At 72.5% G+C, this 16,458-nt stretch carries 11 protein-coding genes and 1 pseudogene; 1 reads left to right on the top strand and 11 read right to left on the bottom strand.

Features of this window, described 5'->3' with window-relative positions:
- Positions 1 to 76 precede the first annotated feature (76 nt).
- From ACWCQ1_RS00385 to ACWCQ1_RS00350, 8 genes and pseudogenes are all read right to left on the bottom strand, one after another.
- Entirely contained in the window at positions 77 to 1,240 is a 1,164-nt protein-coding gene (locus ACWCQ1_RS00385; protein ID WP_451025501.1) for an SUKH-4 family immunity protein, read from the bottom strand.
- A 161-nt stretch (positions 1,241 to 1,401) separates the two neighbouring features.
- A pseudogene (locus ACWCQ1_RS00380) lies at positions 1,402 to 1,581 on the bottom strand (phosphotransferase); the annotation flags it as partial.
- A gap of 41 nt (positions 1,582 to 1,622) precedes the next feature.
- Positions 1,623 to 3,932, bottom strand: a complete 2,310-nt coding sequence (locus tag ACWCQ1_RS00375) for a xanthine dehydrogenase family protein molybdopterin-binding subunit (RefSeq protein WP_358593924.1) — start codon at positions 3,930 to 3,932, stop codon at positions 1,623 to 1,625.
- The gene (locus ACWCQ1_RS00370; RefSeq protein ID WP_451025500.1) at positions 3,929 to 5,905 is read right to left on the bottom strand and encodes a 2Fe-2S iron-sulfur cluster-binding protein; all 1,977 of its coding nucleotides are present in this window, start codon (positions 5,903 to 5,905) and stop codon (positions 3,929 to 3,931) included. The genes ACWCQ1_RS00375 and ACWCQ1_RS00370 overlap by 4 nt, the downstream gene beginning before the upstream one ends.
- Entirely contained in the window at positions 5,902 to 6,795 is an 894-nt protein-coding gene (locus tag ACWCQ1_RS00365) for an FAD binding domain-containing protein (RefSeq protein WP_133046288.1), read from the bottom strand. The genes ACWCQ1_RS00370 and ACWCQ1_RS00365 overlap by 4 nt, the downstream gene beginning before the upstream one ends.
- Before the next feature lie 260 nt (positions 6,796 to 7,055).
- The gene (locus ACWCQ1_RS00360; protein WP_451025499.1) at positions 7,056 to 8,681 is read right to left on the bottom strand and encodes a beta-N-acetylhexosaminidase; all 1,626 of its coding nucleotides are present in this window, start codon (positions 8,679 to 8,681) and stop codon (positions 7,056 to 7,058) included.
- Between the two features lie 229 nt (positions 8,682 to 8,910).
- Positions 8,911 to 9,192, bottom strand: coding sequence for a DUF3039 domain-containing protein (locus ACWCQ1_RS00355; RefSeq protein ID WP_133046286.1), 282 nt, complete (start codon positions 9,190 to 9,192; stop codon positions 8,911 to 8,913).
- A 29-nt stretch (positions 9,193 to 9,221) separates the two neighbouring features.
- Positions 9,222 to 9,794, bottom strand: a complete 573-nt coding sequence (locus ACWCQ1_RS00350) for a YqgE/AlgH family protein (protein WP_165954975.1) — start codon at positions 9,792 to 9,794, stop codon at positions 9,222 to 9,224.
- Between the two features lie 255 nt (positions 9,795 to 10,049).
- Here ACWCQ1_RS00350 and murA point away from each other — a divergent pair, with 255 nt between their 5' ends.
- A complete protein-coding gene (gene murA, locus ACWCQ1_RS00345) occupies positions 10,050 to 11,390 on the top strand; it encodes a UDP-N-acetylglucosamine 1-carboxyvinyltransferase (protein ID WP_133046284.1) in 1,341 nt (446 codons plus the stop codon).
- Between the two features lie 155 nt (positions 11,391 to 11,545).
- On the opposite strand, the gene ACWCQ1_RS00340 is transcribed toward murA, so the two are convergent.
- From ACWCQ1_RS00340 to ACWCQ1_RS00330, 3 genes are all read right to left on the bottom strand, one after another.
- The gene (locus ACWCQ1_RS00340; RefSeq protein WP_006139383.1) at positions 11,546 to 11,827 is read right to left on the bottom strand and encodes an HU family DNA-binding protein; all 282 of its coding nucleotides are present in this window, start codon (positions 11,825 to 11,827) and stop codon (positions 11,546 to 11,548) included.
- 339 nt (positions 11,828 to 12,166) lie between these two features.
- Positions 12,167 to 13,582, bottom strand: coding sequence for a malic enzyme-like NAD(P)-binding protein (locus ACWCQ1_RS00335; RefSeq protein ID WP_451025498.1), 1,416 nt, complete (start codon positions 13,580 to 13,582; stop codon positions 12,167 to 12,169).
- A 300-nt stretch (positions 13,583 to 13,882) separates the two neighbouring features.
- Positions 13,883 to 16,417 (bottom strand): HelD family protein, encoded by a 2,535-nt coding sequence (locus ACWCQ1_RS00330; RefSeq protein WP_451025497.1) that lies wholly within the window; start codon positions 16,415 to 16,417, stop codon positions 13,883 to 13,885.
- Positions 16,418 to 16,458: the final 41 nt, after the last annotated feature.

Genomic DNA, 16,458 nt, shown 5'->3' with positions numbered 1-16,458 from the left:
TCCTCGGATCGAACCATGTCGACCCCCTGTGACCAGCCTATTCGCCGCCCCGGGTACGCGCTACGGGAGCGCGGGGTCAGAGGACCCCGCCCGGCTCGTCCTGGAAGGCCTGGGTCCAGTAGTGCCAGTCGGCCGCGGTGGTGGTCGCCGTCGGGTCGATCGACGTGAGGACCTGGAGCATGGTGGCGGCCAGTTGGTCGTAGGCCTCGGTGGACAGCTCGTGGGAGAGCGCCCGGTCGATGGTGCGCTCGCGGTGGTGCAGCCACAGGGTGAAGGCCAGGGTGGAGACGTCCGTGTTGAGGGGGTACAGCCTCGCCTCGGGCTCGCTCCAGTTCAGGACCTCGCCCGTCGCGCCGTCCACCACCAGGCTGTTGTCCTCGACCAGGTGGCCGAGGCGTATCAAGTGGTCGGCCCGGGCGGGGAGTTCGAAGGGGGACGCGGTGCCGGGGCGGTCGTCCGCCGCGTATTCGGCCAGGGTCTGGAGGGGGACCTCGGTGTCCAGGCGGAAGAGCACCGTCTGCTCCGGCAGGCCCGTCTCGCGCAGGAAGCGGCGGGTCGGCTCATGGGTGAGGGTCGACGGGAAGTCGACGTCCTCGTAGCGGGCCACGCGCCCGTGCCCGAACTCCTCGTCCAGGAGGCGGGCGGGGACGTCCAGCGTGAGGCCGGAGTCCGTGCCGGGGCCGGCCGCGAGGGCAAGGGGGCGGATCAGCGCCGCGGCCTTCCAGTACGGCGGGACCCGGCCGTCCGTGCCCTCCTCGAACAGGGCCAGGAGCCGGCGGGATGCCTCGGCCGCGGCCTTGGTTCCGTGACGGCTCGCGTAGGACGCGAACTGGCCGCGCAGGTCCGCCAGTTCCTCGGTCACCGTCGCGAACCGCACCAGCGCCTCCAGCGAGGGCGCCAGCGGGCGGCTGTCCATCAGCTCGAACAGGTACGCCGTGCTGATCTCGCCGGTGCCGCCGTCGAGGAGGATCGACTCCGGGTCCATGCCGGCCGGGGCGAGGAGCTCGCCTATGACCAGCCGGTCCCGCAGCTCCGTGGGCAGGTCGGGATCGTCGGCGTCGGTGGACTGGGCCACCGTGCGCAGGCCACGCGTGCGCAGGGCCGTGAAGGTCAACAGGGCGCCGTCGGAGGGGAGTCCGGGGCCCGTCAGCCGGTGCCGCGTCGGCGCGTGCGTGACGTACGGATCGAGTTGGGCCTCGGTGAGTCTGATCACCCCGACGGCGGTGTCGGTCCTGCTCATTGCTTCCCCCGCATGTGTTGCATCACATGAACTTCGTTGTGCGTGGGTTCCGCTGTCGGCCATCACCCATCGGCCGTCACCCACTGCCCAGAACACTACGCCCCGCCACTGACAACGCCCTCGGATTACCCCGGGTCGACGCGTCCGCCGACGCATCCCCCCGTGTTCGCCGACAGGCTGTGGCGCAGGCGTAGTTGGGACTCGGCCTCGGTGCCGGCGTCCGGGGCGTAGTCCTCGCGGCCGGAGACGATCATGCGGCGGAAGGTGTCGCCACGCACGTGTGCCGTTCGCGGGAGGCTTTCCGCCAGGGCCTGTGACACCGTCGACTTGCCCGACGCCATCACTCCCGTGACGACGACCACGCCCCGCACCGCGCGCGGCCCTACTGTCCCGTCACCACCGCTGCCTGCGGGCGGATCGGCAGGCGGTTGACGGGGCGGCCGGTCGCCGCGCGGACCGCGGAGGCGATGGCGGCCGGGGACGTCACCACCGGTACCGCGCTGACCGCCTTCGCGCCGAAGGGCGCCACCACGTCGCGTTCCTCGACGAGTTTGACGATCCGGACGTCCGGGGCGTCCAGGGCCGTCGGCAGGGCGTAGCCCGTCAGGTCGGGGTGGCGGATCAACCCGCGCGCGGAGCGCAGATTCTCCGTGAGCGCAATGCCGACGCCCTGGGTGACACCGGCCTCGATCCGGGCGGCCAGCTGGGCGGGGTTGAGGACGCGGCCCACGTCCTGGGCGAGCGCCAGCTCCACAACCCGTACCGACCCGAGTTCGATGTCGACGTCGACGACCGCGCGGATCGCGCAGAAGGCCATGCCCACGAATGCGTCGCCCTGGCCGTGCTCGTCGAGCGGCTCGGTCGGGTGCGGGCGGCACTGGGCCGTGGCCCACAGCTCCTTGCCGTCCATCGCCTCGGTGACGGTGGTGGACAGCACACCGTCGTACGAGGTGATCTTGCCGTCGGTGATCTGCAGCAGCTCGGTCGACATGCCGAACTTGTGCGCGAGGGGCTGCAGGAGCTGGGTGCGCACCATCTTGGCCGCCCGCTCGACCGCACCGCCGGACACCCAGGTGTGGCGGCCGCGGCAGCCCGCGCCGGCCGGGGGCTGGTCGGTGTCGACGGGCGCCACGTGCACCTCGTCGATGCCGAGCGTCTCCTGGACGATCTGCCGGGCGAGCGTGGTGAAGCCCTGACCGGTCTCCACGGCCGCGCAGAGCACGGTCGCCACGCCGTCCTGGACCTTCACGGTAGCCGTGGACACCTCGTCGGCGCCCTCCGCGCCGAGCATGTGCACCATGCCCAGGCCGTAGCCCACGCCCCGGCGCACCGCGCCCGGCTCACCCGCGCCCTCGGGGCCGCCGGGCAGCAGCCACTCGTCCTCGGGGGTGTCCTTGGGAAGGGCGGGGAGGGGGAAGTCACGTACCGCCTGCAGGAGTTCGGCGACGGGTGCCGGGCAGGTCACGGTCTGGCCGGTCGGGAGCACGTCCCCGGTGGCCAGGGCGTTGCGGAGGCGGAGTTCGGCCGGGTCGACGCCGAGTCTCTTGGCCAGCTTGTCCATCTGCGCCTCGTAGGCGGCGCAGACCTGCATGGCGCCCTCGCCGCGCACATGGCCGGAGGGCGGGTTGTTGGTGCGGACGGCCCAGCCCTCGATGAAGGCGTTGGGGACGACGTAGGGGCCGCAGGCGAAGCCCACGGCGGCGGCCAGGGCCTCGGAGGAGGCGTCGGCGTACGCGCCCGCGTCGAGCAGGATCTGCGCCTCGACCTTGACCAGCTTGCCCTCGGCGTCGGCGTGGTGCCGGTAGCGCAGGAGGGTCGGATGGCGGTGGGCGTGGCCGAGGAAGGACTCTTCGCGCGTCGCGGTGAGTTTGACCGGGCAGCCGGTCTTCAGCGCCAGCAGGCCGAGCGGGAGCTGGAAGCCCTGGTCCTCGCGGTCGGCGGTGGCGCCGGGGACACCGGTGACGACGATCTTGACGCGCTCGGGTTCCAGTCCGTAGCAGGCGGCGGCCGTGTCACGGTCGGTGTGCGGATCGGTGGAGGCCAGGTACAGCTCCACGCCGCCGTCGGGGCGCGGCACGGCGAGCCCGGCCTCGGCGCCGATGGGCGCGGGGTCCTGACGGCCGATGCGGTACAGGCCCTCGACGACGACCTCACCGACCGCGTCCGGGTCGCCGTGGCGCAGCGGGATGTGCCGGATCAGGTTGCCGTCGGGGTGCAGCGGCTCGGCCTCGAAGGCCTGCTCGGGGTCGGTGACCGGGTCCAGGACCTCGTACTCGACCATGATGGCCGCGGCGGCCATGCGGGCGGTGTCGGGATGGTCGGCGGCGACGGCGGCGATGGGCTCGCCGTGGTGGCGCACGACCTCGGAGGCGAAGACCGGGCGGTCGGCCGTGCCGCGCCCGTGGCGGGCGGACCCCGGCACGTCCTCGTGGGTGACGACGGCCCGGACGCCGGGCATCTCCCGCGCGTGGGAGGTGTCGATGGACACGATGCGCGCGTGCGCGTGCGGGGAGCGCAGGACGGCCGCCCACAGCAGGCCCTCGGCCCACAGGTCGGCCGCGTACGGGAACGTGCCCTCGGTCTTGGCGCGGGCGTCGGCGGCCGGCAGGGAGGCGCCGAGGCCGTGCGGCAGCGGCTCGGGGGCGGGTGCAGCCTCCGCGGTGGTGGTCGCGGTGGCGGCTTCGTTGCTCACGCCTGGCCTCCGTCCTGTCCGTACGCCTGGTCGCGCGGTCCCGTGGGCCCTGGGTTCATGGCCCCGGGTGCCTCGAACGCCGACGGGTTGACGCCGCCGGCACCCGGGCCCGCCTGGTGAGGAATACGCGCCTCGTCGCCGTCGTGTTCGGCGGCCTCGGCGGCGGCGTGCGCCTCGCGTTCGGCGACGACGTCCTTGACGGCCTCGACGACGCCCCGGTAGCCGGAGCAGCGGCACAGGTTGCCGCACAGGGCCTGGCGCGTCTCCAGTTCGCTGGGCGCCGGGTTGCCCTCGAGGAGGTCGTGCACGGTCATCGCCATGCCGGGTACGCAGAAGCCGCACTGCACGGCGCCGCACCGGGCGAGCGCGCGCTGCACGTCCGAGGGCTGGCCGTCCTCGGCGAGTCCCTCGACGGTCCGCACCTCACTGTTGGAGGCGGTCACGGCGGGGACGAGGCAGGAGGCCACGAGCCGTCCGTCGACCTGTACGTTGCACGCCCCGCACTCGCCCTGCGAGCAGCCGTCCTTGGCGCCGGCCAGGCCCAGCCGCTCGCGCAGCACGTACAGCAGCGACTCGCCGATCCAGGCGTCGGACACGGGCCGTTCGACACCGTTGACGCGCAGGACGTAGGAGGCGAGGGGGTGTTCCTCGGCGGGCGGCAGCGGGGACGGCTCCTCGGCCGAGTCCGGCTGATCCGGCTGATCCGCCCGGTCCGCCGGGGCCGGTCCGGCGCGGGTGGCGTCGGGGCCGTCGGAAGGGCCGTCGGCGGTCGCGGCGTCGGCCGCCTCGCCCGTGTCCCGCGCTCCGGCCACTGCGTCCACCGCCCCGGCGGCCTCACCGGCCCCCTCAGCGGCCTCCGCGGCCCCTTGAGCCCCCTCGGCCACCCCGGCGGCCTCACCGGCCCCCTGAGCGGCCTGTGAGGCTGCTACGGCGGCATCGGCGGCGGACTCGTAGGGCTCACCGGGATCGGCGAGGCGGGCCGGGGTGGAGCCACCGGAGGTGTGATCGGCGGCGCGGGCGGTGCGGTCCCCGGCCAGGTGCGCGTGCTCGTCGCCCCCGGCATCGTGGGCGCGGGCGTCGGGGTGGCCGGCGTTCCCGGGCGGGCGCTCGTCCGCCCCGCCGTCGTGCCCGGGGGCGTGGCCCGGGGTCCCGGCCGGGTGCGGCTGCCCGGCGTACTCGGCCGTCGGAGACGGGGTGCCGTGCGGCTGCTCGCGGTCGTGGGCGGGCCCGGACGTGTACTCCGGCCGGTCCGCTCGCGCGGGCGCGTGGCCCGAGCGCTCGTGCGCGCGGCCGTCCTGCGGGTCGTATCCGGTGCCGGTGCGGGACCGCGCGTCGTGCGCCTGGCCGGGGAGTGTCCCCGTCGACGACTCTTGGGGGCGGCCGGTGCCGTCCTCGGCGCCCGGTGCCTCCGGCTGGTCCCAGGGCCGGCCCGCCGCCTCCGTCGCCCAGGGGGCCGCGGCGCCTCCCGGGAGCGTCGCCGGCGGCGTGCCGCCCCACTGCTGGACCAGGGACGAGGTGGTGAACTCGCCCGATTCGTCCGGGAGGTCGCCGCCGGCCACCGGGATCGACCACTGGCCGGTCACGTCGTGACCGGGCGCCGAGGTGGGCGTGTGTCCCGTCGGCTGCGGATCCTCGTAGGTCCACTGCTGCGTGGAGGCGGGGTTGTACGTGAAGCGGTCGTCGCCCGCGGTGGGTGCGGCGGCGTTGGGGTCGGGCCACTGGGAGCCGTCGGCGGGGGCGCCCCACGGGCCGGCCGCCCCCTGGTCGGTCCCCGGGCCGGGCGCTATCTGCGGCGGCACGTACCCGTGCCCGCGCGCGGCCAGCGGGCTGTCGGAGGCGGCCAGGAGCGCGTCGATGCCGCCCTCGGGGAGCTTCACGAAGGCGGTGGCGCCGTCGTCGTAGTCGCCCTGGGGCAGCGGGTCCCAGCGGCCCCCGCTGCGGGGCGTGCCTTCTCCGTGCTGGTCGTCGGTCACGACAGCGCCCTCCCCAGTGCTCGTCGGGCCAGCGCGGCGACGGTGCGCCGCAGGTGCAGTACGGCGGGCGGAAGGGGTTGGACGGTGCCGTCCGCCTCGGGAACGGGGTCGGGGATGCAGGCCGCGGCGACGTACTCGCCGAAGGCGTGCAGCGCCTCGGGGACGATCGTGCGGTTGTTGTCCCAGTCGATGAGCCGGGCGACCCACTGCTCGGCGTCCAGCGGACGCAGCGGCATCGGCGCTATGGCACCGACGGCGCACCGCACCCCGCGCCGGGCGGGATCGAGGACGAGCGCCACGGAGGCCACCGCGCGGCCCGGTCCGGTGCGTCCCGTCGCCTTCAGGAAGACCTGGGGCGCGTGCAGCAGCGGCACGCGCACGTAGCCGATGAGTTCGCCGCCGCGCAGCATGTCTACGCCGGCCAGCAGATGGGACACCGGGATCTCCCGGCGGGCTCCGCCCGGGCCCGCGATGATCAGTGTCGCCTCCAGGGCCGCCAGCACCGGCAGCGCGTCCCCGGTGGGCGCGGCCGAGGCGATGTTGCCGCCCAGGGTGCCTGCGTTGCGGATGTGCGGCGGGCCGGCGGCGCGCGCGGCGGCGGCGAGCGCGGGGATGAGCGCCGCGAAGTCGGGGCGGCCCATACGCGCGTGCGTGAGGCCCGCGCCGAGCAGGGCGTGCCCGTCGAGGTACTGCCAGCCGCGGATCTCGCTGATCCGGCCGAGGCCGACGAGCGCGGCCGGCCTGAGCTGCCCGGAGTTGACGGCGGCCATGAGGTCGGTGCCGCCCGCCACGGGTACGGCCGCGGGCACGGCGGTGAGCGCCGCCACGGCCTCGTCCAGGGTCGTGGGCAGCGCGACGGCCTGCGCCGCCTGCGGTGCGTGCGTGGTCAAACCGGCTGCCCCTTCCCGCTGCCCCACCTGGTCCCACCTGTGTTGCCGTACGGTACGTGCTGACAGGGCGGACGTGGCAACTCTGGCACATCTTCGAGGCACCCGAAGACGGGGGTCCGCTAGGCGGCATTCGCCCCTCTCATCAGGGAGATGGTCCGTTTTCGCACAACATCACCGCTGCGCGCGAATTGGCACTCTTCGGTGATGCTTGCGACGTTTTTCCACCACCTGTTCGGGACGCCCGGTTGCCCGTTCGTGAGCTACCTGTTCGGGGGCGTGCCCTCGATCGGACGGCCGAGGACTCCGGGGCGCCGCTGCCACGGACGGGGTCCGGCGGGCGGCCGGTAGGCGACGCCCAGGGCGTCGAGTCGCCGGTAATGGGCGCTCATCCGCCGCTCGAAGTCGGCGAAATCCCGTTCCCGGGAGGCCGGCAGGGAACTCCACGCCACCTCGGCGAAGGCGGCCAGGCGCGGGAAGGTCTGGTAGTCCACGCGCCCCTGGTCCTCCATCACCTCGGTCCACACGTTGGCCTGGGTACCGAGGACGTGCGGGACCTGTTCCGGCGTCAACTCCGGTGGAACGGGCTCGAAGCGGTAGACGTCCTCCAGGGTGCGGACGTACCCGATCGGGACCGGCTCGTCGGCGCCGTCGGCCTGCCGGTGGTCCAGGTACACGTACTGCTCGGGGCACATGACGACGTCGTGGCCGGCCCGCGCGGCGGCGACCCCGCCGGCGTAACCGCGCCACGAGGACACGGCCGCGCCCGGGGCGAGGCCGCCCTCCAGGATCTCGTCCCAGCCGATGAGCCTGCGCCCGCGCGCGCTCAGCCAGGTGTCGAAGTGGCCGATGAACCACGCCTGCAGACCGTCCTCGTCGGTGACGCCGAGTTCCGCGATGCGGGCCTGTGCGGTGGGCGATCGCCGCCACTGGTCCTTGAGGCATTCGTCACCCCCGACGTGGACGAACTCGGAGGGGAAGAGTTCGAGGAGTTCCTCGAACACCCCCTCGTAGAAACGCAGGGTGTTGTCAGTGGGGGCCAGTACGTTGGGAGAGATCCCCCAGTTGTCCCAGACGGAGAGGGAAGTGGTGTCGATGACATCCGTGTTGCCGAGTTCCGGATACGCGGCGATGGCGGCCTGCGAGTGTCCCGGCACGTCGATTTCGGGGACGACGGTGATATGCCGCTCGGCGGCATGGGCGACGATCTCCCTGATGTCGTCCTGGGTGTAGAAGCCACCGTGCGGCTTCTCCTCCCACAGTTCCGAGGCGCGGTGACCGAATTTCGTTCGTGACCGCCAGGAGCCGATCTCGGTGAGCCGGGGATACCTTTCGATCTCGACGCGCCAGCCCTGGTCGTCCGTCAGATGGAAGTGGAAGACGTTGAGTTTGTGCGCCGCCATGAGGTCGAGATAGCGCAGGACGCCTTCCTTCGGCATGAAGTGCCGGGCGACATCGAGCATGAGCCCGCGCCAGCCGAAGCGCGGCGAGTCCTCGATCCGGACCAGGGGCAGCCGCCAGGTCCGGCCGGGCAGCGGGGCGCGCCGGAAGGCGTCCGGGCCGAGCAGCTGACGTAGCGTCTGGGCGCCCCAGAACAGGCCGGCGGGCCCGCCTCCGACCAGGTGCACGCCGGTGGGGAGGACGTCGAGACGGTAGCCCTCCGCGCCCAGCTCCCCGGTCACCGCCGGGTCGACGGACAGGCGCAGGACGTCGTCGCCGTCCCCGTCGGCGGGAGCGAGCGGCAGGCCCGTGGCGGCGCCGAGCGTGCCGCGCAGCCAGCGCGCCGTGCCGTCCGCGCCCTTTCCCGCCGCCAGTCCGGTCCCCGGTCCGAGTTCCCGGAAACCGGGGCCGTGCCGGAGTGTGCGGGCGGGCTCCGGAATCACATCCATCACGTCACTCCTCAGAAAACACCCTGCGGTCAGGAAGCCGTTCAGGCCGGGATGAGGGAAAACCGGAATTGCGTCACGTCGGTCGCGGTGAGGAATTCACAGAAAGGATCTCCGGAGGTCGCGTTGCACCATACGCAATGCGCGTTTCGCTGTGCACAACATCATACGAAGACCCCCGAGGCGCGCCGAACGGCGCCCCGGGGGCCTTGCGAGCCTCGGGCGTTACGGGTTACTTGTCACCCTTGTCCTTGTCGCCGCCGCCGGCGCCCATGGAGTCGTAGATCTCCTTGCACATCGGACAGACGGGGTACTTCTTCGGGTCACGGCCCGGTACCCACACCTTGCCGCACAGCGCCACGACGGGGGTGCCGTCGAGGGCGCTCGCCATGATCTTGTCCTTCTGGACGTAGTGGGCGAAGCGCTCGTGGTCGCCGTCGCCGTGGGACACCTGTGGCGTCGGCTCTACGAGGGTCCCCGTACCAGTCCCGCGCTCGGGCTCAAGAGTGCTCATATCGCCAAGGGTACTGAAGCTCACAGGCATCAGTTGAGCGAAGGGTCGTCCGGGTAGGTGGCCACCATCGCCAGCTCGTTGCGCTGGCGGCGCAGCACCTCGCGCCAGAGTCTCTCCGGGGACGGCGAGGAGACGTCCCCGGGCTCCGACTCGACGACGTACCAGGCACCCTCGACCAGCTCGTCCTCCAGCTGACCGGGGCCCCAGCCCGCGTACCCGGCGAAGATCCGCAGGGAGCCCACGGCCGAGGCGAGCAGCTCCGGCGGGGCCTCCAGATCGACCAGTCCGATCGCGCCGTGCACCCGGCGCCAGCCCAGCGGTGCCCCGTCGGCGGAGGAGCCGCCGGGGATGACGGCGACTCCGAGCGCCGAGTCGAGGGAGACCGGGCCGCCCTGGAAGACGACCCCGGGCTCGCCGGCGAGCTCCGCCCAGCCCTCCAGGATGTCGCCGACATCCACGGGGGTCGGACGGTTGAGGACGACACCGAGGGAGCCCTCCTCGTCGTGGTCGAGAAGGAGCACCACCGCACGGTCGAAGTTCGGGTCCGCCAGGGCGGGCGTTGCCACGAGCAACCGCCCTGTGAGCGAGGACACCTCGGTCATGCCAGACATGATCCCGCATCTTCCCCGGGCGTGGGGAGGCAATCGGCGTAAGGAGGGGGAATGCAGCTCAGGGCTCAAAGAGGCACGCGGCGGGCGCACGGCGGGGCCGGTGACCCCATGTGCCCGGCGGTGAACGGGCCGTGTTGTGACAGAGCTATGACGTAGCTGGGCGGTACTTGGGCTTACAGAAGGGGGGTGGGCGGCGATTACCCTTTCCCTTCTGGCCCCTGCCCGACTCATCGGAACGCGAGATACATGACCGTCAACGACGATGTCCTGCTTGTCCACGGCGGAACCCCGCTGGAGGGTGAGATCCGTGTCCGCGGTGCGAAGAACCTCGTACCGAAGGCCATGGTCGCCGCCCTGCTGGGCAGCTCGCCGAGTCGACTGCGCAACGTTCCGGACATCCGTGACGTGCGTGTCGTACGCGGCCTGCTGCAGCTGCACGGGGTGACGGTCCGTCCGGGTGAGGAGCCGGGCGAACTGGTGATGGATCCCACGCACGTCGAGAGCGCGAACGTCGCCGACATCGATGCCCACGCGGGTTCCAGCCGTATCCCGATCCTCTTCTGCGGTCCCCTGCTGCACCGCCTCGGCCACGCCTTCATCCCCGGTCTCGGCGGCTGCGACATCGGCGGCCGGCCCATCGACTTCCACTTCGACGTGCTCAGGCAGTTCGGCGCGCGGATCGAGAAGCGCGCGGACGGGCAGTACCTGGAGGCTCCGCAGCGGCTGCGCGGCACGAAGATCCGGCTGCCGTACCCGTCCGTCGGCGCGACCGAGCAGGTCCTGCTGACGGCCGTCCTCGCCGAGGGCGTCACCGAGCTCTCGAACGCCGCCGTCGAGCCGGAGATCGAGGACCTCATCTGCGTCCTGCAGAAGATGGGCGCCATCATCGCGATGGACACCGACCGCACCATCCGCATCACGGGTGTGGACCAGCTCGGCGGCTACGCCCACCGGGCGCTCCCGGACCGGCTGGAGGCCGCGTCCTGGGCGTCGGCGGCGCTGGCGACCGAGGGCAACATCTACGTCCACGGCGCGCAGCAGCGCTCGATGATGACGTTCCTGAACACCTACCGGAAGGTGGGCGGTGCCTTCGAGATCGACGACGAGGGCATCCGCTTCTGGCACCCCGGCGGGCAGTTGAAGTCGATCGCCCTCGAGACGGACGTGCACCCGGGCTTCCAGACGGACTGGCAGCAGCCGCTCGTCGTGGCCCTCACGCAGGCCACCGGCCTGTCCATCATCCACGAGACGGTGTACGAGTCCCGGCTCGGCTTCACCTCCGCGCTGAACCAGATGGGCGCGCACATCCAGCTCTACCGCGAGTGCCTGGGCGGTTCCGACTGCCGCTTCGGCCAGCGCAACTTCCTGCACTCGGCCGTCGTCTCCGGCCCGACCAAGCTGCAGGGCGCGGACCTGGTCATCCCCGACCTCCGCGGCGGCTTCTCCTACCTCATCGCCGCCCTCGCCGCCCAGGGCACGTCCCGGGTCCACGGCATCGACCTGATCAACCGCGGCTACGAGAACTTCATGGAGAAGCTCGTGGAACTGGGAGCGAAGGTGGAACTGCCGGGCAAGGCGCTCGGCTAGCGGCAGTCGCACCAACGCCGATGGGGCGGTCACCCGAGTCCGGGTGACCGCCCCATCGGCGTTAGTGCCCTGAAGGGGCGCGGGGAACTGCGCGACCAGCCACGGCGCACCGGCAGCCGCCGACGACGCTGAACCGGCACGACGCGAAGGCGCCCTTAGTTGCCCTTCGCCGCTTCCTTCAGCTTGCTGCCCGCGGAGACCTTGACGCTGTAGCCGGCCGGGATCTGGATCGGGTCGCCGGTCTGCGGGTTGCGCGCGGTGCGAGCGGCACGGTGGGTGCGCTCGAAGGTCAGGAAGCCGGGGATGGTGACCTTCTCGTCGCCCTTGGCGACGATCTCGCCGACGGTCTCGGCGAACGCGGCCAGAACGGCGTCGGCGTCCTTGCGGGTCACCTCGGCGCGGTCGGCCAGCGCGGCCACCAGCTCACTGCGGTTCATGTTGTTACTCCCGTGTTCTTCTTGCCGTTGGGGTGTGCCACGCGGCAGAGCCGCAATTGGCACAGCGAAGCCGATGCGCTCGCGCCCAGGGACGCATCCTGCCCCTACCTGCGACGGGAAAGCCAATCCGGCACCCGTTGGAGTCGTGAGTACACCCTAGGGGGTCACACGAAACGCGGGCCGAGGAGGCGCGAGCGTGGCCGCCACCCTAGAGGGTGGCGTGAGGCGCCCGGTTCCACGACTCGCCGGTGCGGCTCGTCGTGGTGATGCTCACAGCGTGCCCACAGTACGACAGGCCCGCCCAGCCGCGACAGGCCCGCCCAGCACCGTACGCCACGTCTAGGACGTGGCGCCCGCCGCCTTCGCCGCCTCCCGCACCGCACCGGCCACCGCGCCCGCGACCTTGTCGTTGAAGACGCTCGGGACGATGTAGTTCGGGTTGAGCTCGTCCTCGGTCACCACGTCGGCCAGCGCGCTCGCGGCGGCCAGCATCATCTCCGTGTTGACGGTGCGGGACTGCGCGTCCAGCAGACCGCGGAAGACGCCCGGGAAGACCAGCACGTTGTTGATCTGGTTCGGGAAGTCGGAGCGGCCGGTGGCCACGACGGCCGCCGTCTGACGGGCGATCGCCGGGTCGACCTCGGGGTCGGGGTTCGCGAGCGCGAACACGATGGCGCCCTCGGCCATGGCGGCCACGTCGTCCCCGTCCAGCACGTTCGGGGCGGAGACGCCGATGAACACGTCGGCTCCGCGAACGGCTTCCTTCAGCGTGCCGGTCAGGCCCTCGGGGTTGGTGTTGTCGGCGATCCAGCGCAGCGCCGAGTCCGCGGGAGCCTCCCGCAGGTCCTCCCGCCCGGCGTGCACGACACCGCGGATGTCGGCGACGACGGCGTTCTTCACGCCGGCCGCGAGCAGCAGCTTGAGGATGGCCGTACCGGCCGCGCCGGCGCCGGACATGACGACCCGGATGTTCTCAATCGCCTTGCCGGTGCAGCGAAGTGCGTTCTTCAGGGCGGCCAGGACGACGATCGCGGTGCCGTGCTGGTCGTCGTGGAAGACGGGGATGTCGAGGGCCTCGCGCAGCCGCGCCTCGATCTCGAAGCAGCGGGGGGCGGAGATGTCCTCGAGGTTGATGCCGGCGAACCCGGGGGCGATCGCCTTGACGATCTCGACGATCGCGTCGGTGTCCTGGGTGTCGAGGCACAGCGGCCAGGCGTCGATGCCCGCGAAGCGCTTGAAGAGGGCCGCCTTGCCCTCCATGACCGGGAGGGCGGCCTTGGGGCCGATGTTGCCGAGGCCCAGCACGGCGGAGCCGTCCGTCACGACCGCAACGGAGTTGCGCTTGATGGTCAGACGGCGGGCGTCCTCGGGGTTCTCGGCGATCGCCATGCAGACGCGGGCCACGCCCGGCGTGTAGATCATGGACAGGTCGTCACGGTTGCGGATGGGGTGCTTCGACGCCATCTCGATCTTGCCGCCGAGGTGCATCAGGAACGTACGGTCGGAGACCTTGCCGAGGGTCACGCCCTCGATGCCGCGCAGCTTCTCGACGATCTCGTCGGCGTGGCTGGTGGAGGTGGCGGCGATGGTGACGTCGATGCGGAGCTTCTCGTGACCGGAGGCGGTGACGTCGAGGCCGGTCACCGAGCCTCCGGAGGACTCCACGGCGGTGGTGAGCTGCGAGACGGCGGTTCCGCTCGCGGGCACCTCCAGCCGGACCGTCATCGAGTAGGAGACGCTGGGCGCCGTTGCCATGGCCGACTTCCTCTTTCAACTCTGACGCTGGGGTATGCCGTCCGATGGTCGCACCTACTGCTGAGTAGGCGTTAGCCGCCCCGGATTGCGATCGTTTTGTTCGCAACAAAAGAGGTCCGCGCCCTGCTGGGCGCGGACCTCTTCGACGTCAGTGACACCGACCCGCCATGCTCGCCTCGCGGCAAGTGGTCCCTCTCAGGGACGAAGGTTGGGCCCGGGGGCTTGGATCGGGCCGGTGTCGCATCCAGGCTAACAAACGGATCCCGTCAGGCCATTCCCGTCACGAGAGTTCATCTCCTTCTAATCTCTGAGCAGGTCCGGCACCCCGGCCCCGTCCGGCTGATCGCGCTCCCCCGACACGACCGTCAGCTGCTGGGTCGCCCGGGTGAGGGCCACGTACAGCACCCGCAGTCCGGCCGGGGACTCGTCCGCGATCTCCGCCGGGGAGACGACGACCGTGGCGTCGTACTCCAGGCCCTTCGCCTCCAGGCTGCCGAGTGCCACCACCCGGTCGCCGAGTCCGGCGAGACAGCGGGCCGCCTCCTCGCGCCGCTGCATGGCGACGACGACACCGACGGTGCCGTCGACGAGGTCGAGAAGGCGGGCGGCCTCGGCGCGGACGGTCTGCGCGAGGGAGTCGCGTACGACGGTGAAGCGCGGTTGTACGCCGGTTGAGCGGACCGCCGAGGGGGACTCGGCGCCCGGCATGGCGAGGGCCAGGACCTTGGAGGCGAGTTCGGCGATCTCGGCGGGGTTGCGGTAGTTGACGGTGAGCTGGAAGCGGCGGCGCGGGCGGGTGCCGAGGGCCTCGTCGCGGGCTTCGGCCGCCTCGTCGGGGTCGGACCAGGAGGACTGGGCGGGGTCGCCGACGACCGTCCAGGTGGCGTGCCGGCCGCGGCGGCCGACCATCCGCCACTGCATCGGGGTGAGGTCCTGGGCCTCGTCGACGATGACGTGGGCGTACTCGGTGCGCTCCTGCGCGAGCCGTTCGGCGCGCTCGCGCTGCGACTCCTCGCGCACCGGCATCAGTTCCTCCAGGCCGGTCAGCTGGTCCAGCGGGTCCAGCTCGCGCTTCTTCCGGGGGCGGGCGGGGACGCCGAGGATGGACTGGAGCTCGTCGAGCAGGGCGATGTCGTGCACGGAGAGGCCGTCGCGGCGCAGCGAGCGGGCGACGCGGCGGACCTCGCCGGGGTTGAGGATCCGGCGGGCCCAACGGCCCAGCCGGCGCTCGTCGGCCATCGCCTCCAGCACGGCCCGCGGGGTCAGCTCGGGCCACCAGGCGTCGAGGAACTCGGTGAAGGAGTCCTCGGTGGTGATGTCCTCGTCGAAGGAGGAGCGCAGTTCGGCGGCGAGCTCGGGGTCGGTGTGCCGGGTGCCGGCACCGGACCGCTCCCACAGGGCGTCGAGGAGCAGCTTGCGGGCGCGGGGGCGCAGCAGGTTGACGGGCGCGGTGCCGCCGAGGGCGGTGCGGCGGATCCGTTCCAGCGCGTCCGCCTCCAGCTCCAGCCGGCGTCCGAAGGCGACGACGCGCAGACGGGTGGGGGGCCCGGCGGGAGCAGGCGCGGACGGGCGGAAGCCGTCCCCGTTCCCGCTCCGGCCGCCGGCCCCGTCGCCGTCGCCGTCGCCGAAGGCGAGCTGCTCCGGGCGGTCCGGCCCGGCGGAGGGGGACCCGTCCGTGTCGTCGGTCGCGCCCGGGCCGGCACGGCGGGATGCGGCGGCGTTCGAGGCGGCGGGCGGGCGCCCCCCGGCACCCGGACCGCCCGGTCCCCCGTCCGGACCACCCGGCCCCAGCTCCAGCGCGCCCCGCGCCGCCTTCCGCAGGACCTTGAGCATGCGGTACGAGCCCTTGGCGCGGGCGGTGGACGGGGAGTCGTACAGCGTGGCCTCCGCGCCGTCGACCAGGGAGCCGATCGCGCGGATGGCGACCTGGCCCTCCTCACCGAGCGAGGGCAGGACGCCCTCGGTGTAGGCGACCAGCAGGGGGGTCGGGGAGACGATGAGGATGCCGCCCGCGTACCGGCGCCGGTCCTGGTAGAGGAGGTAGGCGGCGCGGTGCAGGGCGACGGCGGTCTTGCCGGTGCCGGGGCCGCCCTCGACGTAGGTCACCGAGGCGGCGGGGGCGCGGATGACCAGGTCCTGCTCGGCCTGGATGGAGGCGACGATGTCCCGCATGGTGTGGCTGCGGGCCTGGCCGAGCGCGGCCATCAGGGCGCCGTCGCCGATGACGGGCAGTTCCCGGCCGTCGAGGCGGGCCTTGAGCTCGGGGCGCATCAGGTCGTCCTCGACGCCGAGGACGCGGCGGCCCTTGGAGCGGATGACCCGGCGCCGTACGACCCGGCCGGGGTCGACGGGGGTGGAGCGGTAGAAGGGGGCGGCCGCGGGCGCCCGCCAGTCGATGACCAGGGGCGCGTACTCGGCGTCGAGGACACCGATCCGCCCGATGTGCAGCGTCTCGGCGATGTCGGCCGTGCCGTCCTCGCGCACGGCGCCCTCGGCGGGCTCCACGGCGGTGTAGGCGCCGTCCGGCCCCTTCTTGCCGTCCTTGCCGGGCAGCAGGTCGATCCGTCCGAAGAGGAAGTCCTCGAACTCGTTGTTCAGCCGGCTGAGGTGAATGCCGGCCCGGAAGACCTGGGCGTCCCGCTCGGCGAGCGCCCCGGGTGTGCCGACCTGGCCGCGCTTGGCCGCGTCGTTCATCAGGAACTCGGCCTCGTGGATCTTCTCCTCGAGTCGCCGGTAGACCCGGTCTAGGTGTTCCTGTTCGACGCTGATCTCTCGGTCCCGTACGGAGTCGTGATCCGAGCCGACCGCGGTTTCCTGCTGAGCCTGAGCGGCCACCGGGCCCCCTTCTGACGTGCTGGGCAGCCGTCAACCGTACG

Source organism: Streptomyces sp. NPDC002144 (genome assembly GCF_053593695.1).
Note: the sequence above shows the minus strand (reverse complement) of the source record. Positions and strands in the feature narration are given on the sequence as shown.